The 22,208-nt window shown below is 66.2% G+C and carries 22 protein-coding genes; 11 read left to right on the forward strand and 11 right to left on the reverse strand.

Translation table 11 applies throughout. From position 1 onward, the window contains the following. Positions 1 to 6: 6 nt before the first annotated feature. Genes ACEN9K_RS14230 through ACEN9K_RS14240 form a run of 3 tightly spaced genes read right to left on the reverse strand, consistent with a single transcriptional unit; the run spans position 7 to position 2,536 of the window. Positions 7 to 435, reverse strand: coding sequence for an HIT family protein (locus ACEN9K_RS14230; protein ID WP_018768431.1), 429 nt, complete (start codon positions 433 to 435; stop codon positions 7 to 9). Beyond that, positions 432 to 1,625, reverse strand: a complete 1,194-nt coding sequence (locus ACEN9K_RS14235) for an NAD(P)-dependent alcohol dehydrogenase (protein WP_495634571.1) — start codon at positions 1,623 to 1,625, stop codon at positions 432 to 434. The genes ACEN9K_RS14230 and ACEN9K_RS14235 overlap by 4 nt, the downstream gene beginning before the upstream one ends. After that, entirely contained in the window at positions 1,622 to 2,536 is a 915-nt protein-coding gene (locus ACEN9K_RS14240; RefSeq protein WP_495634572.1) for a sulfurtransferase, read from the reverse strand. The genes ACEN9K_RS14235 and ACEN9K_RS14240 overlap by 4 nt, the downstream gene beginning before the upstream one ends. Positions 2,537 to 2,644: 108 nt before the next feature. Here ACEN9K_RS14240 and ACEN9K_RS14245 point away from each other — a divergent pair, with 108 nt between their 5' ends. Further along, positions 2,645 to 3,757 carry a PLP-dependent cysteine synthase family protein gene (locus tag ACEN9K_RS14245; RefSeq protein ID WP_495634573.1) on the forward strand — a complete coding sequence of 371 codons (1,113 nt, stop codon included), beginning with the start codon at positions 2,645 to 2,647 and terminating at the stop codon, positions 3,755 to 3,757. Here ACEN9K_RS14245 and ACEN9K_RS14250 read toward each other — a convergent pair. Beyond that, entirely contained in the window at positions 3,754 to 4,410 is a 657-nt protein-coding gene (locus ACEN9K_RS14250) for an MBL fold metallo-hydrolase (protein WP_495634574.1), read from the reverse strand. The two genes, ACEN9K_RS14245 and ACEN9K_RS14250, sit on opposite strands and share 4 nt — an antisense overlap. Before the next feature lie 116 nt (positions 4,411 to 4,526). Here ACEN9K_RS14250 and ACEN9K_RS14255 point away from each other — a divergent pair, with 116 nt between their 5' ends. Further along, positions 4,527 to 4,988, forward strand: coding sequence for a Fur family transcriptional regulator (locus ACEN9K_RS14255; RefSeq protein WP_018768436.1), 462 nt, complete (start codon positions 4,527 to 4,529; stop codon positions 4,986 to 4,988). Here the strand turns inward: ACEN9K_RS14255 and ACEN9K_RS14260 are convergent. From ACEN9K_RS14260 to ACEN9K_RS14280, 5 genes are all read right to left on the reverse strand, one after another. After that, a complete protein-coding gene (locus ACEN9K_RS14260) occupies positions 4,966 to 5,850 on the reverse strand; it encodes a metal ABC transporter permease (protein WP_134163833.1) in 885 nt (294 codons plus the stop codon). The two genes, ACEN9K_RS14255 and ACEN9K_RS14260, sit on opposite strands and share 23 nt — an antisense overlap. After that, positions 5,850 to 6,665 (reverse strand): metal ABC transporter ATP-binding protein, encoded by an 816-nt coding sequence (locus ACEN9K_RS14265; RefSeq protein ID WP_495634575.1) that lies wholly within the window; start codon positions 6,663 to 6,665, stop codon positions 5,850 to 5,852. Before ACEN9K_RS14265 ends, ACEN9K_RS14260 begins: the two co-directional genes overlap by 1 nt. Beyond that, on the reverse strand, positions 6,662 to 7,639 hold the full coding sequence (locus tag ACEN9K_RS14270; protein ID WP_495634576.1) for a metal ABC transporter solute-binding protein, Zn/Mn family: 978 nt from the start codon (positions 7,637 to 7,639) through the stop codon (positions 6,662 to 6,664). Before ACEN9K_RS14270 ends, ACEN9K_RS14265 begins: the two co-directional genes overlap by 4 nt. Before the next feature lie 76 nt (positions 7,640 to 7,715). Beyond that, positions 7,716 to 8,786 carry a hemolysin family protein gene (locus ACEN9K_RS14275; protein WP_018768440.1) on the reverse strand — a complete coding sequence of 357 codons (1,071 nt, stop codon included), beginning with the start codon at positions 8,784 to 8,786 and terminating at the stop codon, positions 7,716 to 7,718. Further along, positions 8,783 to 10,117 carry a hemolysin family protein gene (locus ACEN9K_RS14280; protein WP_495634577.1) on the reverse strand — a complete coding sequence of 445 codons (1,335 nt, stop codon included), beginning with the start codon at positions 10,115 to 10,117 and terminating at the stop codon, positions 8,783 to 8,785. Before ACEN9K_RS14280 ends, ACEN9K_RS14275 begins: the two co-directional genes overlap by 4 nt. A gap of 593 nt (positions 10,118 to 10,710) precedes the next feature. Between ACEN9K_RS14280 and ACEN9K_RS14285 the strand changes: the two genes are divergently transcribed. The 5 genes from ACEN9K_RS14285 to ACEN9K_RS14305 all read left to right on the forward strand — a co-directional run bounded on the left by ACEN9K_RS14285 (position 10,711) and on the right by ACEN9K_RS14305 (position 16,860). Continuing rightward, a complete protein-coding gene (locus ACEN9K_RS14285; RefSeq protein WP_488315909.1) occupies positions 10,711 to 14,529 on the forward strand; it encodes a multifunctional oxoglutarate decarboxylase/oxoglutarate dehydrogenase thiamine pyrophosphate-binding subunit/dihydrolipoyllysine-residue succinyltransferase subunit in 3,819 nt (1,272 codons plus the stop codon). Between the two features lie 155 nt (positions 14,530 to 14,684). After that, positions 14,685 to 15,284, forward strand: coding sequence for a GDSL-type esterase/lipase family protein (locus ACEN9K_RS14290; RefSeq protein WP_488315908.1), 600 nt, complete (start codon positions 14,685 to 14,687; stop codon positions 15,282 to 15,284). A gap of 87 nt (positions 15,285 to 15,371) precedes the next feature. Next, on the forward strand, positions 15,372 to 16,205 hold the full coding sequence (locus ACEN9K_RS14295) for a DUF4097 family beta strand repeat-containing protein (protein WP_056388036.1): 834 nt from the start codon (positions 15,372 to 15,374) through the stop codon (positions 16,203 to 16,205). Next, entirely contained in the window at positions 16,205 to 16,666 is a 462-nt protein-coding gene (locus ACEN9K_RS14300) for a PadR family transcriptional regulator (protein WP_018768445.1), read from the forward strand. The genes ACEN9K_RS14295 and ACEN9K_RS14300 overlap by 1 nt, the downstream gene beginning before the upstream one ends. Before the next feature lie 119 nt (positions 16,667 to 16,785). Beyond that, the gene (locus ACEN9K_RS14305) at positions 16,786 to 16,860 is read left to right on the forward strand and encodes a 50S ribosomal protein bL37 (protein ID WP_369299106.1); all 75 of its coding nucleotides are present in this window, start codon (positions 16,786 to 16,788) and stop codon (positions 16,858 to 16,860) included. A gap of 104 nt (positions 16,861 to 16,964) precedes the next feature. Here the strand turns inward: ACEN9K_RS14305 and rsrA are convergent, their stop codons facing one another. Further along, the gene (rsrA, locus tag ACEN9K_RS14310; RefSeq protein WP_018768446.1) at positions 16,965 to 17,225 is read right to left on the reverse strand and encodes a mycothiol system anti-sigma-R factor; all 261 of its coding nucleotides are present in this window, start codon (positions 17,223 to 17,225) and stop codon (positions 16,965 to 16,967) included. Beyond that, positions 17,222 to 18,076: a sigma-70 family RNA polymerase sigma factor gene (locus ACEN9K_RS14315; protein ID WP_026265646.1), complete on the reverse strand. Its 855-nt coding sequence runs from the start codon at positions 18,074 to 18,076 to the stop codon at positions 17,222 to 17,224. The genes rsrA and ACEN9K_RS14315 overlap by 4 nt, the downstream gene beginning before the upstream one ends. 194 nt (positions 18,077 to 18,270) lie before the next feature. Here ACEN9K_RS14315 and ACEN9K_RS14320 point away from each other — a divergent pair, with 194 nt between their 5' ends. The 4 genes from ACEN9K_RS14320 to hisN are packed head-to-tail and all read left to right on the forward strand — an operon-like array spanning position 18,271 to position 22,170. After that, positions 18,271 to 18,819 carry a DoxX family protein gene (locus ACEN9K_RS14320; RefSeq protein ID WP_018768448.1) on the forward strand — a complete coding sequence of 183 codons (549 nt, stop codon included), beginning with the start codon at positions 18,271 to 18,273 and terminating at the stop codon, positions 18,817 to 18,819. A gap of 6 nt (positions 18,820 to 18,825) precedes the next feature. Continuing rightward, entirely contained in the window at positions 18,826 to 20,214 is a 1,389-nt protein-coding gene (gene aroA, locus ACEN9K_RS14325) for a 3-phosphoshikimate 1-carboxyvinyltransferase (RefSeq protein WP_478223207.1), read from the forward strand. Continuing rightward, complete coding sequence (gene rsgA, locus ACEN9K_RS14330; RefSeq protein WP_018768450.1) at positions 20,198 to 21,313, forward strand: ribosome small subunit-dependent GTPase A; 1,116 nt, start codon at positions 20,198 to 20,200, stop codon at positions 21,311 to 21,313. Before aroA ends, rsgA begins: the two co-directional genes overlap by 17 nt. A 44-nt stretch (positions 21,314 to 21,357) precedes the next feature. Further along, a complete protein-coding gene (gene hisN, locus ACEN9K_RS14335) occupies positions 21,358 to 22,170 on the forward strand; it encodes a histidinol-phosphatase (protein ID WP_018768451.1) in 813 nt (270 codons plus the stop codon). Positions 22,171 to 22,208: the final 38 nt, after the last annotated feature.

Consider the following 22,208-nt stretch of genomic DNA (forward strand, 5'->3'; position numbering starts at 1 on the left):
CGCGTCCTACCTGCCGGGCACGAACTCCCCGTACCCGGCGGCCCGGAGGCCGTCGCGCAGTTTCTCCGCGTTGGCGTCCAGGACTGCGGGGTCCGGGTTCTGGTCCGCCGATCCGAAGTCGAAGTCGGCCATGCTTTGCGATGGCCACACGTGGACGTGCAGGTGGTTGATTTCGTAGCCCGCCACGATAAGGCCCGCCCGGCGTGCCCCGAAAATGTCCACCTGGACGGCACCGATGCGCCGTGCCACTTCCATGACCTTGGCCAGTGTTTCCGGCGACGCGTCCGTCCAGCGGTCCACTTCTTCGGTGGGAACCACCAGCGTGTGGCCGTCCGCGAGCGGGCCGGTGGTCAGGAACGCCGAAACGTCGTCCTCCCGCCACACAAACCGGCCGGGAATCTCACCCTTGATGATCTTCGTGAACAGTGTGCTCATGCGTCTGCCTCCTCAGCGGCTGCCTGCAGCGTGCCGGTATCCAGCACGAACCGGTACTTAACGTCTCCTGCGACCATCCGGTCGTAAGCTTCATTCAGCTGGGCGGCGGGCACCATCTCAATGTCGGCCACCACGCCGTGTTCAGCGCAGAAATCCAGCATCTCCTGGGTCTCGGCAATCCCGCCGATCAAGGACCCTGCATAGGCGATCCGGCGCCGGATCAGAGCACCCGGGTTGACCGGCGGCATCGCCTCGGAGGGCAGTCCCAGCTGGAACAATGCCCCGTCCACGCGCAGGGTGCGGAAGAAGGGGTTCAGGTCGTGCGGGGCGGCAACGGTATCGATGATGAGGTCCACCGTGCGGTCCGCGGCCGCCATCGCCTCCCCGTCCCGGGACAGGACAACCTCGTCCGCGCCAAGCTCCAGCGCGGCCGCCACCTTGGACTCTGACGTGGTGAATACCACCACCTTCGCCCCCATCGCCTTTGCCAGCTTGACGGCCATGTGGCCGAGCCCGCCCAGCCCGACGACGCCCACCACGTCCCCTTCCCCGACGTCGAAGTGCCGCAACGGCGAGAACGTGGTGACGCCGGCGCACAGAAGGGGCGCGACGGCGGCCGGGTCCAGCGACGCCGGGACACGCAGGACGTACCGGCGGTCCACCACGATGGACGAGGAATACCCGCCCTGGGTGATTGCGTCACCGTTCCGCCGGTCCTTGGCACCGTAAGTGCCGGTCATCCCGTTTTCGCAGTACTGCTCAAGGCCGTCAAGGCAACTGTCGCACTCGCGGCAGGAGTCCACCATGCAGCCCACGCCCACCCGGTCGCCTATGGCGAAGTCGGTAACGTCCGCGCCGATCCTGCTGACGGTTCCCACGATTTCGTGGCCGGGAACCAGGGGGTACGCCTGGCCGCCCCATTCTCCGCGGGTGGCGTGCACGTCGGAGTGGCAGAGCCCGCAGAACTCGATGGCGATCTCCACGTCGTCCGGCTTGGGCGCGCGCCGGGCCACGGTCAGCGGCACCAGTCCGCTCTCCCGGGAGACCGCACCCCAGGCGGCGGCAAGCGACCCGGCTTCATTGGCGGGGGCAGCATCAGATACGGGATCCAGAGGGTTGGAGGGGTCGTTGGGTTTGGCTGGATCTATGGGTTTTGCTAGGGGCGGTGGTACCGGGCGTCCTGGTGTCATAGTGCGACGCTACCCCCGCCGCCTGCGGAGTTTCCAGCCGGCCTTCCGCCCTCCCGGGCCTCCGTTCCGCCGCCCCCGGGTTCCGGACCCATGGCCACCGGCAGCCCGGGCCGGTTGGACCACTCCGAAAAGGAGCCTGGGTACAGGGCTGCCGGAAACCCGGCGAGTTCCAGTGCAGCCACCTCGTGGGCGGCCGTGACGCCGGACCCGCAATAGACGGCCACCGGGAGGCCTGCCACCACGCCAAGGGATTCAAACCTCCGCCGCAGCTCTTCCCGCGGCAGGAACCGCCCGGCGTCGTCCACGTTCCCCGTGGTGGGGGCGCTCACCGCTCCAGGAATGTGTCCGGCACGGGGATCAACCGGTTCGACCTCGCCCCGGTACCTCTCCCCTGCCCTGGCATCGAACAGCAGCCCATCCCTCGGCCAGGCTGCGGCAGCACCGGCGTCGACCACTGGCATCTGCCCGCTGCCCAGCTCCACGTCGCCGCGCGCGGGATGGACCGGGCCCGGTTCGAGGGGCAGGCCGGCGGCACGCCAGGCGGCCAGGCCGCCGTCGAGCAGGTACACCTCATTGAGACCGGCATCGCGGAGCATCCACCACACCCTTGCGGCCGCCATGTTCGCGCTGTCATCGTAGGCGACCACGACGTCGCCCTTCCTGATGCCCCAGCGCCGGGCCGACTCCTGGAACTGTCCGGCGGAGGGCAGGGGGTGCCGTCCCCGGTCCGGAACCGCCGGGTCGGACAGCTCGGAGGCCAGGTCCACGAAGACGGCACCCGGCAGGTGCCCTGCGAGATAGTGTTCGTGGCCGTGCGGATCGCCCAGAACCCAGCGCACGTCCAGCAGCACCGTCCGGCGCCCGGCGCCGAGCCTGGCCTGGAGGGCGGGAACGTCCAACAACGGTTTCATCGGTGCTCCTTCTGCAGCCTGCTGACGGCGGACGCGGGACATCCTGCCTGGACGGCCGCCGGTCCCACTCTAGACGGGGAGTTCCCGGCCCGCGGGTAGGCTGGACTGGTGACGATCGAGGGCAGCACCGGCAGGAACGATGGCGGAACGGACCGGAACTGGGCCGACCAGGCCATCCGCACCATCACCGCCGAAAACAACCGTTCCGCGGACACGCACCTGTACTCCGTGCCGCTGCCGGAACAGTGGGGCATCCAGCTGTACCTCAAGGACGAGTCCACGCACCGCTCCGGCAGCCTGAAGCACCGGCTGGCCAGGTCCCTGTTCCTGTTCGGGCTGGTCAACGGCTGGATCCGGGCGGACACCACCATCGTGGAGGCCTCAAGCGGCAGCACCGCGGTCTCGGAGGCCTACTTCGCCCAGTTGCTGGGTTTGCCCTTTGTCGCCGTGATGGCCCGCACCACCAGCCCGGAAAAGATCGCGCTGATCGAAAAGTTCGGCGGCTCCTGCCTGCTGGTGGAGAACGCCACGGATGTGTATTCGACAGCCGAAGAAGTAGCCGCCACCTGCAACGGGCATTACATGGACCAGTTCACGTTCGCGGAGCGGGCCACCGACTGGCGCGGGAACAACAACATCGCCGAATCGATCTTCGGGCAGCTCAGCCTGGAGCCGCATCCGGTGCCGGAGTGGATCGTGGTTGGCGCCGGTACGGGCGGAACCAGCGCCACGATCGGCCGGTATCTGCGCTACCACAGCCATCCCACACGGTTGCTGGTGGTGGACCCGGAGAACTCGGCCTTCTATCCAGGCTGGCTGGGGGAAGCAGCCGGACGGCCCACCGGCCTGCCCTCGCGCATCGAAGGCATTGGCCGGGCCCGGATGGAGCCGAGCTTCATCCCTACGGTGATCGACCGGATGGTCCAGGTGCCGGATGCCGCCTCGGTGGCAGCAATGCGGCACCTGAACTCATTCGCCGGCCTGCATGCAGGTCCCTCCACCGGAACCAACCTGTGGGGAGTCTGGCAGACGGTGGCCCAGATGCTGTCCGAGGGCCGCAAGGGCAGCATCGTGTCGTTGATGTGCGACGGCGGCGAACGGTATGCGGGCAACTACTGGAACCAGGACTGGCTGGCTTCCCAGGGGCTGGATCCGGCGCCCCACGAGGCCGTGATTTCGCGCTTCCTGGACACCGGGGAGTGGACCGGCGCGCCGGCCTAAACCTCCACGGACTCGCGGGCGGCCAGGTGCCTGTATTCGGTGCCGTACTTGGCGCCGATCCGCTTGACATGGCCTTCAACGATGCCCAGGCCGTTGTCGTTGAGCAGGCCGTCATGGATCTGGAAGGCGCGCGGCGCCCGCACACCGATGACGAAGTCCACAACCTCGGCGGACTTGCTCCACGGCGCGTGCAGCGGGACCAGGAGCGTCTGGACCTGGATTCCGTCCGGGATGATGAACGAGTCCCCCGGGTGGTACACGTTTCCGTCCACCAGGAAACCGATGTTGGCAACCACCGGGATCTGCGGGTGGATCAGGGCGTGCTGGCCGCCGAAGCTGCGGATGTCGAAGCCGGCGGCCTGGAAGGATTGGCCGGGTTCCACCGTATGGATGCGGTCTGCCGCGGCGGCGGCATCCCGGCGCAGTTGCCCGGCCGCGCCCCCGGGGGCATACAGCGCCAGGCCCGGATCTCCTTCGAGTGCGGCCACCACGGCCTTGGTGTCAAGATGGTCTGCGTGTTCGTGGGTCACCAGGACTGCCTGCGCCCCTGACAGCGCCTCGGCTGATTCGGAGAAGGTGCCGGGGTCCAGGACCAGGATGCGGCCTTCCTTCTCGAGCCGGATACAGGCGTGGGTGTACTTGGTCAGCTTCATAGCGCCAGCCTAGGGTCCGCCCCGGAAGCCTGTCCACGGACCCTGTCCTGCACTCCGGCCCATGAAGCTCCGGCTGGTAATCTTGGTGTTTGCCCCCCACGGAAGCGAGTTCGTCCATGCCGATCGGCGTCAAGGCTGATTCCGCCGCCCCATCCCCGGCAGGAGGCGGCAGGGAACAGCGCGTTACCAAGCAGCGCAAGGCCGTCAGTGCGGCCCTGGACCACCTGGACGACTTCGTCAGCACGCAGGAGCTGTACCGCATCCTGCAGAACCAGGGCGTGTCCGTGTCATTGGCCACTGCCTACCGGATCCTGCAGTCACTCGCCGATGAGGGACTGGTGGATGTGCTGCGCAATGGCGACGGCGAGGCCGTGTACCGGCGCTGTGCGGTGACCGCGCATCACCACCACCTGCTGTGCAGGAACTGCGGAAAGGCGGTGGAGGTGGAGGCACCCGCCGTCGAAACGTGGGCGGTGCGCACGGCCGCCGAGCATGGGTTCACCGAGGTGGACCATACCGTGGAGATTTTCGGCCTGTGCCCTGACTGCACCGCCCTTAAGGCTGCCGGGAAGCTGTAAGGACCCGCCCGTTGATGCCGCGCGCGGCGCGCACGGAGCTGATGCCGCGGCACGCCACGTAGATCAGGAACGACAACGTGGTGACGTAGGGGCTGATGGGGATCCGTCCGCCCAGTGCCAGCAGGATTCCGCCCACCGTTGCGGTGACAGCAAAAACGACGCTCAGGACCACCGCCGCAACCGGCGACGACGTGACCCGCAGTGCCGCGGCCGCCGGCGTAATCAGCAGCGCAAGCACCAGCAGGGCGCCGACCACCTGGATGGACAAGGCCACACTGACGCCCAGGAGGACCATGAAGACGAGGGCCAGCGTGCGGACCGGGACTCCCCGCGCCTCGGCGAGTTCGGGATCCACGCTGGCGAAGGTGAGCGGCCGCCAGATGGCCACCAGCACCAGCATCACCACGACAGCGGTCCCGGCGAGGGCCTGGAGCTGGACGGTGTCCACGGAAACGATTTGCCCGGTGAGGAGCCCGAACTTGTTTGCGGCCCGGCCCTGGTACAGGGACAGGAACAGGATTCCGAGTCCCAGGCCGAACGGCATGATCACGCCGATGGTTGAGTTCTTGTCCCTGGCCCGGACACCCATCAGGCCCAGCAGCAGCGCTGCCGCCACCGATCCTATGAGCGAGCCAAAAACCACGTCCGCACCGACCAGCAGGGCGAAGGCGGCGCCGGCGAAGGAAAGTTCGGAGATGCCGTGGACAGCGAAAGCGAGGTCCCGCTTCATGACGAACGTGCCCACCAGGCCGCCAAGGAGCCCCAGGATGGCGCCCGCCCAGATTGAGTTCTGGACCAGGACCAGCAGTTCGCCGTAGTTGTCGAAGTTGAAGATGGCACCGAGGATGCTGTCGGCGTCCATTACGCTGCCTCCCCTGCCAGGGCGTCAGCCTCGGCGTGGTGGTGGGTGGTGGCATCGGGCAGGCCAACGACGACGATCCGGCCGTTGGCGTGGATCACCTCCACCTGGGTGCCGTAGAGGTCGGAGAGCACTTCCGTGGTCATGACCTCTTCCGGCGTCCCCACCCGGAACCGTCCCCCTGCCAGGTACAGGACCCGGTCCACGTAGTCGATGATGGGGTTGATTTCGTGGGTAACGAAGACAACGGCGCTGTTGTGTTCGCGGCTTTGTTTGTTGACCAGGGCGCTGACTGCCTGCTGGTGGTGCAGGTCAAGGGACAACAGCGGCTCATCGCAGAGCAGGACCTGCGGATCAGTTGCCAGTGCCTGCGCCACGCGGAGCCGCTGTTGCTCCCCGCCGGAGAGCTGGCCAACGGGGACCTTGGCGTAGTCGGAGGCGCCCACCAGTTCCAGGAGCTGGTCCACCCTGCGGTTTGTCTTGCCGGCCGACAACCGGATGCCCCACCGGTGCCCGTCGACTCCCAGGGCCACCAGGTCGCGGGCACGCAGGGGCGTGTCCTGCGGAAACGACTTCTGTTGTGGAATGTAGCCGATCAGGTTGCTGCCGCGTTCCACGGGCCGGCCGCCCAGGAACGCTTGTCCGGAGTGCAGCTTCTGCAGGCCCAGGAGGACCTTCAGGAAACTGGTTTTGCCGCTGCCGTTGGGACCCAGCACGGCGAAGAACTCACCGGGCCTGATGTCCAGGTCCAGATCCTCCCAAAGCGTGCGCTGACCGAACCTGAGGCACGCCCCGCTGAGGCTGACGACGGATTTCACCTGTTTGACTCCAGAATTTTGCTGACGTTGTTCACATTGTCCGTCATCCACTGCACGTAGGTCTTTCCCTCAGGCAGGGTTTCGGTGAAGTCCACCACCGGAACCCCGGCGGCTTCAGCAGCCTTCTTCAGCGCTTCCGTCTGCGGGCCCTCGGTCTGCGCGTTGTAGGCCAGCAGCCGCACTGTCCCGGAAGCCACCAGGTCTGTGGCCTCCTTCATGGCGGCGGGCGGGACGTCAGTGCCCTCCTCGATCGCGGCAGTGTAGGCCTCAGGTGTGGCGTTCTTCAGGCCCGCATCTTCGAGCAGGTAGAGGGGAACGGGTTCGGTGACCGCAACCTGTCCTCCGGCCGCCGCGCCTTTCCGGGCCTCCAGCTTGCCGTGCAGGTCTGAGAGGGAGGCCTTGAAGGCGCCGGCGTTGGCTGTGAACGTGGCGGCAGAACCGGGATCCAGCGTGCCGAGCTTCGCCGCAACACTGTCGGCCATCCGTTCCATGGCCGGCAGGCTGTACCAGACGTGTTCGTTGAAGTTGCCGTGATCGTGCCCGCCAAGGCCTTCGGCGGCCGGCCCGGTCGAGGCGGAAGCCTCCTCCTCCGGGTGGGCAAGGCCGGAGACTTCGACGGCGGTCAGCACCGAACCGCCGTCGAGCTTGCTGCTCTCCACCAGGGTATGAAGGAAGTCGTCGTAGCCGCCGCCGTTTTCGATGACCAGCTGCGCCTTCGAAACAGTGAGGCGGTCCTGGGCGGTCGCTTCATAGGAATGCGGATCCTGGCCGGCGTTGTTGATGATCGCGGTCACGCTGACCTTATCCCCACCGATGCTCCTGGCAATGTCGCCGTACACATTCGTCGAGGCCACGACGTTGATCCCCTGCGTGGAAGCGGGCGTCCCGGACTGCTGCGGGCTGCACGCACTGAGCAGAAGGCCAAGGCCCGTCAGGGCGGCAAGGAAAGAGCTGGCAGCGGCGGTACGGCGCACGGAAAACCTCAGTTCACGCAGATGGGGAGGACGACAGTGCAAGCCTATACCTAAATGCGAATGATTCCTATTTAGGTCAATTTCCGTTCGGCTGGCCCAACCGGCGGATTCCGGTGGCCTGCGTCGCGTCCCGGATTTCACCGACGAGCTGTTCGATGACGTCCTCAAGGAAGAGCACACCCCGCGTCTTGCCGTCCGGGCCGATCACGCGTGCAAGGTGGGATCCCGTGCGCTGCATGACGGACATGGCTTTTTCGATCTCGTCCCCCAGCGCCAGGTTGGCCAGCGAGCGGATGCGGCTCTCGGCAATCGGCAGTTCGTAGGCGGACTCCGGAATGGACAGCACATCCTTCACGTGGAGGTAGCCGTAGAGCATGTCGTCGTCATCAAGCATGGGAAACCGGGAGAATCCCGTACGGCTGACGGCCTTTTCAAACTCCACCGGAGTGGTGGAAGCCCCCAGCATGACCAGCTTCCCGAGCGGCACCATGATGTCCTCCGCCGTGTGCTCCGAGAACTCCAGGGCACCGGTAATGAGCCCGGCGTCGTCGTCCACCAGGCCGTGGCGGGTGGACTCCTGGACGATCGACTGCACCTCCTCCAGCGTGAAGGAGGACGTCACCTCATCCTTGGGCTCGATCCGCATCAGCTTAAGGATGTAGTTTGCGGACCAGTTGAGGACTGAAATCACCGGATGGACCAGCCGCGAGATGAACAGCAGCGGCGGGGCCAGGAGCAGCGCGGCCTTGTCCGCCACGGACACCGAGATGTTCTTGGGCACCATCTCGCCGAATGTGACGTGGAGGAAGGTCACCAGCATCAGGGCCACGGCGAAGGCTGCAACGTCCGCAGCTTCCGCCGGCAGGCCCACCGTCTCGATGGGGACGGCAAGCAGGTGGTGGATTGCCGGCTCGGCCACCAGCAGGATCAGCAGGGAGCAGACGGTGATGCCAAGCTGCGCGCAGGCCAGCATCAAGGACACGTTCTCCATGGCGCGCAGGGTTGTCTGGGCGCGCTTGGATCCGGTGTCGGCCAAGGGCTCAATCTGGCTGCGGCGCGCGGACATGATGGCGAACTCAGCCGCCACGAAAAAGGCATTGCCCAGCAGGAGCAAGCCCAGCCAGAGGATGCCCGCCCAGTCACTCATGGCTTGCTCCTGTCATTGGCGTCCTGTGCAGCCGGTTGATCCGCCGGGTGGAAGCAGATGCGGTCGATTCTCCGGCCGTCCATCCTGGTAACGCTGAGCGTTCCGCCGCCCACCGGGACGGAGTCCCCCACCACGGCGATCCGGCCGAGTTTGCTCATGACGTAGCCGCCCACGGTCTCGTAGGCCGCTTCGTCCGGAACACTCAGCCCCGGGATCTGTTCGGACAACTCGTCCGGACGGAGGAGCCCGGGAAAGTACCAGTCGCCGGAGGCGCTTTGCAGTAGCCCCGGACGGACCTTGTCGTGCTCGTCCGCCACCTCGCCCACGATTTCCTCCACCAGGTCCTCAAGGGTGGCGATGCCTGCCGTACCCCCGTATTCATCAAGCACGACGGCCAGCTGGAGGTTTCCCTCGCGGAGCTCGGCCAGGAGTGCATCAAGGTGGATGGTCTCGGGCACCCGCAGTACCTCGGTCATGATGGCGCCCGCTTCAAGGTTGCGGCGCCGGTCCCACGGAACAGCCACGGCCTTCTTGACGTGCACCAGTCCACGGATGTCGTCGGCGGACTCGCCAATAACAGGGAACCGGGAGTACCCGGTCCTGCGTGCTGCGTCCACCACGTCGGAGACCGGCTGGTCGGCGTCGATTGTCTCGAGCCGGATGCGCGGCGTCATGACGTCCGCGGCCGTCCGCGTTGAGAAATTCAGGGTGCGGGCGATGAAGTTGGCAGTCCCGGCGTCGAGCGTTCCCATCGCAGCCGACCTGCGGACCAGCGAGGCAAGCTCCGCCGGAGTCCGCGCGCCGGAAATTTCTTCCTTGGCTTCCAGCCCGAAAACGTTCAGGACCTTGTTGGAAAAGCCGTTCAGGACAAGGATGGCCGGTTTGAAGATCGCCGTGAAGATCAGCTGCGGCCGGGCCAGCGCCCGGCCCACGGGAAACGACAGCGCGATCGCCATGTTCTTGGGCACCAGTTCACCCAGGAGCATGGACAGCAGCGTAGCCAGCACCATGGCGAGGATGAGGGAGATGGACTGCACGGCCACGGCGGGAAGTCCGACGGCGGCCAGCGGCGCCTCGAGGAGGTGGCCAACCGAGGGTTCCATGACGTAGCCGGTGAGCAGCGTGGTCAGGGTGATGCCGAGTTGGCAGCTGGACAGCTGGGTTGACAGCGATTTGAGGCAGGTGAGCAACGGCACAGCGCCGCTGTCCCCGTCGTCAATGGCGCGCTGGACGGTGGATTGGTCCAAAGCGATGAGGGAAAACTCGACGGCCACAAAGAATCCGGTGCCGGCGATCAGCAGCAGGCCTGCTGCCAGGAGGAGCCACTCCATTCAGCATCCCGCCTGGAGCGGCAGGACCGCCGGGAGCGCAGCCCACCGGAAAAGGGAGGAGCTGCTTCGGCCCGGCGGAGGATGGTCGGCGGATCCCGAGGACTGGTCCGCACGGGATGCGGCAAGCTGGGCCGCTGGCTGGTGATGGGCGCGTTGTCGGGGTTTGCCGGCTCTGGGGGCGGACTGTGCGGCGCTCCTCGTGGAGCTCCGCTGACAGTGCCCAGGCCGGCACCTAGATTTACTGTCCATAAGAATTTCAGTCTACAGGAGCGGCCCCGGCCGGATGCGCGGCAGTCCGCCGCCGGGGCGGCCCGGCCTCCGGCCGCCCCAGCACTTTGCGGGGCTTCCCGGCGACCCTTGGCGCTCCAGGAGCCGGGCGTATCAGATGGCAATTCAGATGCAATTTTGGGCTCACATTCAGCCCCATGTTCGTCACTTCATGATTTGGGTCACCCTTATTGGCAGTTAACACAAGATGCTCACTAGACTTGCTAAGGGTCTGGGTTCAGAGGACGCAGAGACTGGTTCGATCGCAGTGCTGAAGCACCGGGGGGCCAAAGAGAAATCAAACTCATGGAAGAGGCGTATTTCAAGTGCCAGAGCAGCCAAGCCACCGTCTACCAGAGGAATTTGGCGGGAACGAGTGGCTCGTTGACGAACTGTACGAGCAGTACCAACAGGACAAGAACGCCGTGGACGCCAAGTGGTGGCCGCTGTTTGAATCTTTCGACTCGGGTAACGGTTCTTCCAACAATGGAAATTCCGCGCACGCTGCCAATCCTCCTACGCGCGAGCTGCCCGTGGTGAAGACGGCACCCGCTGCTTCGGCACCGTCGCCGGCCGCAGCCCCTGCCACTCCCCCGGCGGCACCCGCCGCCGCCCCGGCCGCCGCTCCTGCAGCAGCCCCTGCGCCGGTCAAGAAGGCCCCCGCCACGGAGGCACGCGACGGCGGCAAGAAGACCGAAGCAGGCACCGGCTCGCAGCCCATTCCGGCGCAGCTGCCCAAGAACGTCAAGGCCCCCACCGCGCCGGAGGAGGACGTCGTCTCCGTCCTCCGCGGACCTGCCAAGGCCATCGCCACCAACATGGTCACCAGCCTTGAGGTGCCCACGGCCACCAGCGTCCGGGCGATTCCGGCCAAGCTGCTCATCGACAACCGCGTGGTCATCAACTCGAACCTGGCCCGCGCCCGCGGCGGCAAGGTCTCCTTCACGCACCTCATTGGCTACGCAGTCATCCGGGCCCTTTCCCAGTTCCCGTCGATGAACGTGTACTACGACGAGGTGGACGGCAAGCCCGTTGCGGTCCAGCCGGCCCACGTCAACTTCGGCATCGCCATCGACATGCCCAAGCCCGACGGCACCCGCCTGCTCATGGTCCCGAACATCAAGAAGGCCGAGACCCTCAACTTCGCCGAGTTCTGGCACACGTACGAGGACCTCATCAAGCGCGCCCGCAACGGCAAGCTCACCGCCGAGGACCATCAGGGCACCACTGTCTCCCTGACCAACCCCGGCGGCATCGGCACCGTGCACTCAGTGCCGCGCCTTTCCAAGGGCCAGGCGGCCATCATCGGCGTCGGCGCCCTTGACTACCCGGCCGAATTCCAGGGTGCCAGCGAAAAGATCATCGCCCACAACGCCATCAGCAAGGTCCTCACCCTGACCTCGACGTATGACCACCGCGTCATCCAGGGCGCCGGCAGCGGCGAGTTCCTCAAGCTGGTGCACCAGCTGCTGCTGGGCGCACAGAACTTCTACGACGAGATCTTCGAAGCCCTCCGCATCCCCTACGAGCCTGTCCGCTGGAGTGCGGACCTGCAGGTGGATCCGGCTGACGAGATCAACAAGGTTGCCAGGATCCAGCAGCTGATCCACTCCTTCCGCGTACGCGGCCACCTCATGGCGGATACCGATCCGCTGGAGTACGTGCAGCGCAAGCACCCGGACCTCGACGTCCTCACCTACGGCCTGACCCTCTGGGACCTGGACCGCGAATGGCCCACGGGCGGCTTCGGCGGCAAGCCGATGCTGAAGTTCCGCGACATCCTCGGAGTCCTGCGGGATGCCTACTGCCGCACCACCGGCATCGAATACATGCACATCCAGGAGCCTGCCGAGCGCAAGTGGTTCCAGGACCAGCTGGAACACCCCTACTCCAAGCCCAGCCGGGAAGAGCAGCTGCGGATCGTCTCCAAGCTGAACGCGGCCGAGGCCTTCGAAACCTTCCTGCAGACCAAGTTCGTGGGGCAGAAGCGCTTCTCGCTGGAAGGCGGCGAGTCCCTGATTCCGTTGCTGGACGCAATTATGTCCGATGCAGCCGATGACGGCCTGGACGAGGTTGCCATCGGCATGGCCCACCGCGGCCGCCTCAACGTCCTGACGAACATCGCCGGCAAGACCTACGCACAGGTGTTCCGCGAATTCGAAGGCACGCAGGATCCGCGCTCCGTCCAGGGCTCCGGCGACGTCAAGTACCATCTGGGCACCGAAGGTACCTTCACCTCGGACACCGGCAAGGAGACCAAGGTCTACCTCGCCGCCAACCCGTCCCACCTGGAAGCCGTGGACTCCGTCCTCGAGGGCATTGTCAGGGCCAAGCAGGACCGCCTTGACCAGGGCGAGTCGTTCCCCGTCCTGCCCATCATGGTCCACGGCGACGCTGCCTTCGCCGGCCAGGGCGTGGTTGCGGAAACGCTCAACCTGTCCCAGCTGCGCGGTTACCGCACCGGTGGAACCATCCACATCGTGGTCAACAACCAGGTCGGCTTCACCACCGCCCCGTCGTCGTCGCGCTCATCCACGTACTCCACGGACGTTGCCAAGATGATCCAGGCACCGGTCTTCCACGTGAACGGCGACGACCCCGAGGCTGTGGTCCGTATCGGCCAGCTCGCCTACGAATTCCGCCAGCGCTTCCACAAGGACGTCGTCATCGACATGGTGTGCTACCGCCGCCGGGGCCACAACGAGGGTGACGACCCCTCGATGACCCAGCCGCTGATGTACAACCTGATCGAGGCCAAGCGCTCCGTCCGCAAGCTGTACACGGAGTCGCTCATCGGCCGCGGGGACATTACCGAGGAAGAAGCCGAGCAGCTGCTCCGCGACTACCAGGAACGGCTGGAGCGGGTCTTCGCCGAGACCCACGCCGCCCAGACCTCCCCCATCCCGATCGTGACCGCGGATTCCGCTGCCGTGTCCGACATCGAGCGGCCCATGGCCCAGCAGTCCGATTCCCGCGTCAGCGCACCGGCCTCCACGGCCATCAGCGCCGACACCCTGGCCCGGATCGGCAAGGCACACGTCGAGATCCCCGATGGCTTTACGGTCCACCCCAAGTTGAAGCAGCTGCTGGAAAAGCGCGAGCAGATGTCCCGCGAAGGCGGCATCGACTGGGGCTTCGGCGAGATCGCAGCCTTCGGCTCCCTGATCATGGAAGGCGTCCCCGTACGCCTTGCCGGCCAGGACTCCCGCCGCGGCACCTTCGTACAGCGCCACGCCGTCTTCCACGACCGTGCCAACGGCAAGGAATGGCTGCCGCTGGGCAACCTTTCCGACGACCAGGCCAAGCTGTGGATCTACGATTCACTGCTGTCCGAATACGCGGCCATGGGCTTCGAGTACGGCTACTCCGTGGAACGCCCGGACGCCCTGGTCCTCTGGGAGGCCCAGTTCGGCGACTTCGTCAACGGTGCGCAGACCATCATCGACGAATTCATCTCCTCCGCAGAGCAGAAGTGGGGCCAGCGGTCCTCGCTGGTCCTGATGCTCCCGCACGGCTACGAAGGCCAGGGCCCGGACCACTCCTCGGCGAGGATCGAGCGCTTCCTGCAGCTCTGCGCGGAAGACAACATGATCGTGGCCAACCCCACCACGGCGGCCTCGCACTTCCACTTGCTGCGGCGCCAGGCGTACAACCGGCCGCGCAAGCCGTTGATCATCTTCACGCCCAAGCAGCTGCTGCGCCTGAAGGCTGCCGCCTCGTCCGTGGAGGACTTCACCAGCGGCACCTTCCGTCCTGTCATTGGTGAGCATGAGCAGCTGCCGGCCACCGCCGTCGAACGCGTGCTTCTGGTCTCCGGCCGCCTCTACTACGATCTCCTGTCCACCCGGCAGAAGACCGGCGACAAGACCACCGCCATCATCCGCGTGGAGCAGCTCTACCCGCTGCCGCACCAGGAGATCGCGGCGGAGCTCGCCAAGTACCCCAACGCCGAAGTGGTCTGGGCACAGGATGAGCCTGCCAACCAGGGCCCCTGGCCATTCATCGGCCTGCACCTGCCCGAGGCCCTTGACCGGCGGGTCCGCCTTGTGTCCCGGCCGGCATCCGCCTCCACGGCAGCCGGCTCCATGAAGCGGCACGCTGCGGAACAGGATGTCCTCCTGAAGCAGGCATTTGCACGGAAGTAAGCAGTAAGGCTGCCCGGCCGGAGTCGAAATACCAGACTCCGGCCGGGCAGTTCTGTTTAATGGATGGACAGCGCCGCCCCGTACCCCCGCAGCCGCGGCGGCGACGATGCAGCGGCCGTACCGAAGTAAACCCGTACCGAAGTAAAGAGGAACGCGTGGAAGACAGGAAGCTGCGGATCGCAGCTGTAGGAGACGAACTGCTGGCCGGACTGGGGGATCCCCGGGCACTTGGCTGGCTGGGCCGCGTCCTGGCCCGCACTCCCCAGGACGGAATGCTCCTGGAAAGCTACGCCCTCCCCTGTCCGCAGGAAGGCACCGAGGGGCTTGCGGCACGTTGGCTGGAGGAAGCCGGCCGCCGTTTCAGCCCCCAGGCGGAGAACCGGCTGGTCATCGGCCTGTCCGGGCGGGACATTGAATTCGGTCTTTCCACCGCACGGAGCAGGCTGAACCTGGCCAATATCCTGGACTCGGCGTCACAGAACCGGATCGAGGTATTCGTCGTGGGGCCGCCTCCCACGCTGGACCCGGCCCAGAACCGGCGGCTTGACGAACTGAACACCGCCTTCGCCGATGTCACCACCCGCCGCAAGCACCTCTACGTCGACACGTTCTCGCCCCTGCTGAACCACGAACAGTGGCGCCAGGACCTTGCCGCAAACGGTGGCACGCCCGGCCAGGCAGGCTATGGCCTCATGGCATGGCTGGTGCTGCACCGCGGCTGGTTCCAGTGGCTGGGACTGGAAGGCCCCCAGTAGTAGCCCGCTCGAGATATATCTTGACCCTGCCCGCCTGCGGCGATACGTTGTAGGGGCTACGCGATATATCGTCTTTTGGAGGGGACCATGGCCGAGCAAAACTGGAGTGTGACAGACCCGCAAACCATGGACGTCGACGGCGTGACGGCCCTGAAGCTGGGCATGGTCCGTGGCAGGTTCAGGATCACGGCGCACGCGGGGTCCCAGGTGCGGCTGGAGTTCGCCGACGTGCACGGCGATCCGGTAGCCGTGTCACTGAACAGCGGCAGGCTCGAAGTGCGGCACCAGCTGCACGGAGCCCAGGGCTGGTTCAAGAACCTCATGGAGACGGTCAACCACAGCAGCGACAACTCCGCGCTCATCACCATCGCTGTTCCCCAGGGTGTGGAGGTGGAGGCCGGGACCGTCAGCGGGGACGGGCTGGTTTCGGGCGTCTCTGCCCGTGTCCGGCTGAACACCGTGTCAGGTTCCGTAGTGGCGGACAGTACCTCCGGCGAGCTTCAGGTCAATACCATCAGCGGCAGCGTGGAGGTCAGGAACCACCGCGGGGTACTCATGGCCAAGAGCGTCTCAGGCAGGGTTACCGCCTCCGGATACTTCACCAACGTGCGCACCAACACCGTCAGCGGGCACCTCGACGTTGAACTGCTCGATTTCACCCGGGACTTCGGCTCCAACTCGGTGTCCGGGGATCTGGCTATCAGGCTGCCGCACGACGTCGGCGTCGACATCGTGGCCAAGTCCGCCGGCGGAGCGGTGATCCTTGACGGCCGGCAGTGCCTCCTGGCCAACGGCAAAGTGGAGACCATTGCCGGGCCCGACGGCCAGCTGATGCTCGTCCGGACCAATTCGGTATCCGGCAGGACGTCCATATCCCACGCTCCTGCACCACTTGACGGCGACGGGGAAGCGCAAGGCTGATGCCGCCCGTCTTCGCACACGGTGCGTTGCGCCTCTACCTGCTGGCACTGCTGGAAAGCGGGCCCAAGCACGGGTACGAGCTCATCAAGGCGCTCAAGGAAAGGTTCGCGGGGACTTATTCGCCAAGCGCCGGAACCATCTACCCCCGGCTGGGCAAGCTCGAGGAGGATGGCCTGGTGGCCACCGAGCCGGCCGGGCGGCGCACCAACTACCGCATTACAGCCGCCGGCCTTGCCGAACTGAACCGGCGCCGCGACGATCTGGCGGGGGTCGAGAATGACATCGCCGTCTCCGTCCAACGGCTTGACGTGGAACTGATGGTGCAGAAGTTCCATGATGAGCTCTGCGCGGACCTGCGGCGGCAGGCCATGCGCCGCCCCATCAGCCCTGTGACGCTGGAAACCGTCAGGACAGCCCTCGACGACGCCCGCGCGGCCATCCGCAGCACCCTGCAGTCCTAAGGCGGCGCCTGCTGCCGCACTTCCGCAGGTCATCCGCCCCTACCCGGTTCGCGGGCCGCCACATCATGTGGGAGACTTGAGGGCAGCTCTTTTGAGTACCAACAGTAAGGAGGCCAGCTATGAGCAAGCGTGCACGCAAGCGTCGTGACCGTAAGCGTGGCGGCGCGAACCACGGGAAGCGCCCCAACACCTAGGCAAATGCCAGGAACTACGGTTCAAGCGAAGGACCCCGCAAGCCAAACGGCTTCCGGGGTCCTTTGCTGTCTGCGGCCCTGACCGGCGCAACGCGTGCCTGTTCCTAGGCCTCCACGGGACGGATGGTGTGGATCCTGTCCAGGATGGCGTTCTTCAGGTTGTCCGGCGCGGACTCCGTGCAGGAGCGCTTGACCATATTGCGGATGACGCACTCCAGGTCATACTGTTCCGTGCACTCAGGGCAGTCATCAAGGTGGTTCTTGATTTCCGTGAGGTCCTCGCGGGTCAGCGCCCCGTCAAGGTATTCGTAGATGCGTTGCATCCTGGTGTCGTCGCAATCGCCCAATCCCTGGCAGTCGCTCATTTCCTGTTCTCCTGTGCTTTGCTTCCTGCCGCATCCGAGGCATCTGCGGCCGTCTTAAATCCCCGCTCGGCGGCGTATTCCGCGAGCATGTCCCGCAACATTCGCCGGCCGCGGTGGAGCCGGGACATCACAGTGCCGATGGGCGTGTTCATGATGTCCGAGATTTCCTTGTAGGCAAAGCCCTCAACGTCGGCGAAGTAGACCGCCAGCCGGAATTCTTCGGGGATGTCCTGCAGCGCCCGCTTCACGTCCGAATCCGGAAGATGATCCAGGGCTTCAGCCTCGGCTGAGCGCAGTCCGCTCGAGGTGTGCGACTCCGCCCGTGCCAGCTGCCAGTCCTCAATGCTGTCCGAGTTGGACTGCAGGGGCTCACGCTGCCTCTTGCGGTAGAGGTTGATGTACGTGTTGGTCAGGATCCGGTACAACCAGGCTTTCAGGTTTGTTCCCGGCTTGTACTGGTGGAAGGCCGAAAAAGCCTTGGTGTAGGCCTCCTGGACCAGATCCTCCGCGTCGGACGGGTTCCGGGCCATGCGCATGGCAGCGGAATACAGCTGGTCGACGTACTGCATGGCATCCCGCTCAAAGCGAAGGCGGCGCTCCTCCACGCTCTCCGTGGCGACGTCCAGCGTGGCATCCTCGGCATCCGCTTCTGCGGCCAATGATTCAGGGTCTGCCTGTCCGGCAGGCACAGGCGCGGTGCCGGCCCTGCCGTTTGCTTCGCCGGGGGTAGCCTCATACATGGCCGCAACGGCCGGATCCAGGGTGTTCATTGCCTTCAAGTCTACTGTCAGGCTCCCTGCCCGGGGCGTGCCGTATTCCGGCGGTTCCGAGGCCAGCTTGTCCACTGCCACCGGGCCCGCCTGCCTGGTTCCGTCCAACACCTTCCCCAAGGGCCAACTCCGCTCTGTTTCGGGTGAATGATTGTCAGGCCCCTGTTGCGGACCTGTTTGCCATAACCGCCTCCCACGGGCAAATATTCCCCAAAAGTGCAAGACTAGGACCGACTCCGCCGCTCGGCGCGGCTCGTCCATCCAGGAGGAAATCCATGTCCTTTGTCCGCACGCTCGCACGGCCCATGCTCGCCTCCAGTTTCGTTCTCGCCGGACTGGATAAGCTCAGGAACGCAGACGACACCGCTCAGCAGCTCTCACCGCTGCTGCGCAAGGCTGCAGCCTCGCTTCCCTTCCAGGCGAACGAAACCACCCTCGCACGTGTGATTGGCGGAACCCAGGTAGGGGCCGGCGTCCTGTTCGGCCTTGGCAAGTTTTCCCGGCTCTCCGCGGGCCTGTTGACGGTGATTTCGCTCCTGAACACCTTCGTTGAATGGCGCAGCGCGGATATCAGCAGCAAGGAAGGCCGCGAAAGCCGCCGGAACCAGCTGCTCAAGAACCTCTCGCTGAGCGGCGGCGCCCTGCTCGCTTCCGTGGACACCGCCGGCAAGCCCGGCCTGGCCTGGCGCGCCGAGCACCTGGCGGCCGATGCCCGTCGTAACGCCTCGCACCTGGCCGCCGACGCGCGCAGGACCACCACCAAGAAGCTGAACAAGGCGGACAAGGCCGTGCGCCGCGCCGTCGAACACGCTACGGGAGCATAAACACGAATGACCGCAGCAGTTGCCACCCGGGACGGGTCCGGAACGCCTGTCCAGCACTGGGCCGCACCCTTTGCGTCCCGGCCCGTTAACGCCACCGTGACGGTGCCCGGATCGAAGTCCCTGACCAACAGGTACCTGGTCCTGGCAGCCCTCGCGGACGGCCCGTCCCGGCTGCGGGCCCCCCTGCATTCCAGGGACTCCGCACTCATGGTCGACGCACTGCGGCAGCTCGGTGCCGTCATCACCGAAGTGCCCGGGGACGGTGCCTTTGGGCCCGACCTGGAGGTGGTTCCGCTGCCGGCGGCAGCGGCCGCGTCCCACACCAGGATCGACTGCGGACTTGCCGGCACCGTCATGCGGTTCGTTCCGCCGCTGGCGGCGCTCCGCAACGGAGCCAGCGTGTTCGACGGCGATCCCCACGCCCGCAAGCGCCCCATGGGAACCATCATCGAAGCCCTCAAAGCCCTGGGCGTGGCCGTTTCCGCCGAAGACGGCAGCGCGCCGTCGTCGCTCCCTTTTGTGGTGGAAGGCAACGGCGCAGTCCGCGGCGGCCATCTGGTGATCGATGCCAGCGCCTCCTCGCAGTTCGTCTCCGCCCTCCTCCTGGTGGGCGCAAGGTTCGACGACGGCCTGCACCTGGAACATGTGGGCAAGCCGGTACCCAGCCTGGACCACATCAACATGACAGTGGCCGTCCTGCGCGGTGCCGGCGTTTCAGTGGACGACTCCGTCCCCAACCACTGGGTGGTGGCGCCGGGACCCATCCGCGCCTTCGACCAGCGGATTGAACAGGACCTTTCCAACGCCGGGCCCTTCCTGGCTGCGGCCCTGGCCACGCGGGGCACCGTACGGATTCCCAACTGGCCTGATGAAACGCAGCAGGTGGGGGACCTGTGGCGCGGAATCCTGGCCAGCATGGGCGCCTCGGTCACCCTGGCTGACGGTGTCCTGACCGTCACCGGCGGCCCGGAGATCAAGGGCGGCAACTTCGCGGACACCAGTGAACTGGCTCCCACGGTCGCGGCCCTGTGTGCCCTTGCCACGGGGCCTTCCCGCCTCAGCGGCATCGCCCACCTGAGGGGACACGAGACGGACAGGCTCGCGGCCCTGGTATCGGAGATCAACCGGCTGGGCGGCGACGCCGAGGAAACCAGCGACGGCCTGGTGATCCGGCCCGCCCGGCTGCACGCCGGCGTCGTCCACAGCTACGCCGACCACCGCATGGCCACGGCCGGCGCAATCCTGGGACTCGCCGTCGAAGGCGTCCAGGTGGAGGACATCGGCACCACGGCCAAGACCATGCCGGATTTCCCGCAGCTGTGGGCCGGCATGCTGGCCCAGGGAGAAGGGTCCGCCGCCGGACCGGAAGGGCGCGGCAGTGGCGCGGAGCACTGATTCCTGGGACGAATCGGACGTTCGGATCCGTCCCAGCAAGAAGGGCTCCCGGCCGCGCACCAAAGACCGCCCCAGCCACGACGACGCCGTGACCGGACGGATCATCACGGTGGACCGCGGGCGGTACACCGCGGTAGTGGACGAGGACTCGGAGAATGAGCGCGTTGTCATTGCCGCGCGCGCCCGGGAACTTCGGCGCTCGCCCGTTGTGGCAGGCGACTTCGTCTCGCTCGTGGGGGACGTGTCCGGCGCGCCGGACACGCTGGCCCGGCTGGTGAAGATCCAGGACCGCCACACCCTCCTGCGCCGCAGCGCCGACGACACCGACCCCGTGGAGCGCGCGGTGGTGGCCAACGCCGACCAACTGGTGATCGTGGTGGCTGCCGCCAACCCGGAACCCCGCACGGGGTTCATCGACCGCGCGCTCGTGGCCGCATACGACGCCGGAATCGAACCCATCCTGCTGGTCACCAAGGCCGACGTCAAAGACCCCGCGGACCTGCTTTCCAACTACACGCACCTGGACTTCCCGGTGATCATCAGCAAGACGGCGGATGCGCAGGCGTCGGGAATCGATGCCCGGTCCGATGACGGGCTCTCGGCGCGGCTGGACAGCGCCGCAGTGGCGGCGCTGCGGGACCATCTCGATGGCAAGGTCACCGTTATGCTGGGGCACTCCGGCGTCGGCAAGTCCACCATGGTGAACGCCCTGACCGGCGCCGAGCGGGCCACCGGCGGCGTGAATGCCGTGACCGGGCGCGGCCGCCACACGTCGTCGTCGGCCCTTGCCTTGCGGTTGGCGGACGCGCCTCCCGGCAGCTGGATCATCGATACCCCCGGCATCCGTTCCTTTGGCCTGGCGCACGTGGACCCTGACCGCATCCTGCGCTCCTTCCCGGACCTCTCCCCCGGCATCGAGAACTGCGAACGGGGCTGCAAGCACACCGCAACCGCAGTGAACTGCGGCCTCGACGACTGGGTGGCAGGCGGACACGCAGGTCCCACCGGCGCGGCCCGGCTGGCCTCGCTGCGGCGCCTGCTTGGTACGGACCCGAGGATGGAAGCACAGGAAACCAAGGAGCTCGGCAGCGTCAACTGACGCGTTCTCCCGGCAGAACCGTCCACAGACGGTAGTTTGGAACCATGATCCAACCCGCTTCGAGCTACAACGATGACCTGCGCCTGGCCCATGTCCTGGCCGACTCCGTGGATGACCAGACCATGAGCCGCTTCAAGGCCCTGGACCTCCACGTTGAGACCAAGCCGGACCTGACGCCGGTCACCGACGCGGACAAGGCCGCCGAGGAAGCCATCCGGGGCCAGCTCTCCCGTTCACGCCCCCGCGACGCCGTCCTGGGCGAGGAATTCGGCAGCACCGGCCACGGTTCCCGGCGCTGGATCATCGACCCCATTGACGGAACCAAGAACTTTGTCCGCGGCGTTCCCGTATGGGCCACGCTGATCGCCCTCGTGGATGAGGGCGAACCGGTGGTGGGCGTCGTCAGCGCCCCGGCCCTGGGCAAGCGCTGGTGGGCGGCGAAAGGCATGGGCGCGTACATGGGCAGGTCCCTTGCCGCCGCCACCCGCCTCCGCGTGTCCAACGTGTCGAAGCTTTCCGACGCCTCCCTCTCCTACTCCAGCCTGGGCGGGTGGAAGGAACGCGGAAACCTTGACGAGTTCCTCGGCCTTACCGAGGACGTTTGGCGGACCCGGGCCTACGGGGATTTCTGGTCGTATTGCATGGTGGCCGAGGGCTCCGTGGACATCGCCTGCGAACCCGAGCTGAACCTCTATGACATGGCTGCCCTGGTGCCGATCGTGGTGGAGGCCGGCGGCCGGTTCACATCCCTGGAAGGCGAGGACGGCCCGTTCGGCGGGAACGCCCTGGCCACAAACTCAATCCTGCACTCGGAGGTCCTGCACCGATTGAACCCGTACCTGGACGATCTGCTGTAACTCACGCGCTTTCCACGTTTGAACGAATAATGCGACGC

It is taken from the genome of Pseudarthrobacter sp. Pseusp20, assembly GCF_059492155.1.

What these genes read in the sequence shown, in the direction of transcription:
- ACEN9K_RS14230 (WP_018768431.1), bottom strand. Translation starts at nt 435, where the DNA reads ATGAGCACACTGTTCACGAAGATCATCAAGGGTGAGATTCCCGGCCGG.
- ACEN9K_RS14235 (WP_495634571.1), bottom strand. Translation starts at nt 1,625, where the DNA reads ATGACACCAGGACGCCCGGTACCACCGCCCCTAGCAAAACCCATAGAT.
- ACEN9K_RS14240 (WP_495634572.1), bottom strand. Translation starts at nt 2,536, where the DNA reads ATGAAACCGTTGTTGGACGTTCCCGCCCTCCAGGCCAGGCTCGGCGCC.
- ACEN9K_RS14250 (WP_495634574.1), bottom strand. Translation starts at nt 4,410, where the DNA reads ATGAAGCTGACCAAGTACACCCACGCCTGTATCCGGCTCGAGAAGGAA.
- ACEN9K_RS14255 (WP_018768436.1), top strand. Translation starts at nt 4,527, where the DNA reads ATGCCGATCGGCGTCAAGGCTGATTCCGCCGCCCCATCCCCGGCAGGA.
- ACEN9K_RS14260 (WP_134163833.1), bottom strand. Translation starts at nt 5,850, where the DNA reads ATGGACGCCGACAGCATCCTCGGTGCCATCTTCAACTTCGACAACTAC.
- ACEN9K_RS14275 (WP_018768440.1), bottom strand. Translation starts at nt 8,786, where the DNA reads ATGAGTGACTGGGCGGGCATCCTCTGGCTGGGCTTGCTCCTGCTGGGC.
- ACEN9K_RS14280 (WP_495634577.1), bottom strand. Translation starts at nt 10,117, where the DNA reads ATGGAGTGGCTCCTCCTGGCAGCAGGCCTGCTGCTGATCGCCGGCACC.
- ACEN9K_RS14295 (WP_056388036.1), top strand. Translation starts at nt 15,372, where the DNA reads ATGGCCGAGCAAAACTGGAGTGTGACAGACCCGCAAACCATGGACGTC.
- ACEN9K_RS14300 (WP_018768445.1), top strand. Translation starts at nt 16,205, where the DNA reads ATGCCGCCCGTCTTCGCACACGGTGCGTTGCGCCTCTACCTGCTGGCA.
- rsrA (WP_018768446.1), bottom strand. Translation starts at nt 17,225, where the DNA reads ATGAGCGACTGCCAGGGATTGGGCGATTGCGACGACACCAGGATGCAA.
- ACEN9K_RS14320 (WP_018768448.1), top strand. Translation starts at nt 18,271, where the DNA reads ATGTCCTTTGTCCGCACGCTCGCACGGCCCATGCTCGCCTCCAGTTTC.
- aroA (WP_478223207.1), top strand. Translation starts at nt 18,826, where the DNA reads ATGACCGCAGCAGTTGCCACCCGGGACGGGTCCGGAACGCCTGTCCAG.
- hisN (WP_018768451.1), top strand. Translation starts at nt 21,358, where the DNA reads ATGATCCAACCCGCTTCGAGCTACAACGATGACCTGCGCCTGGCCCAT.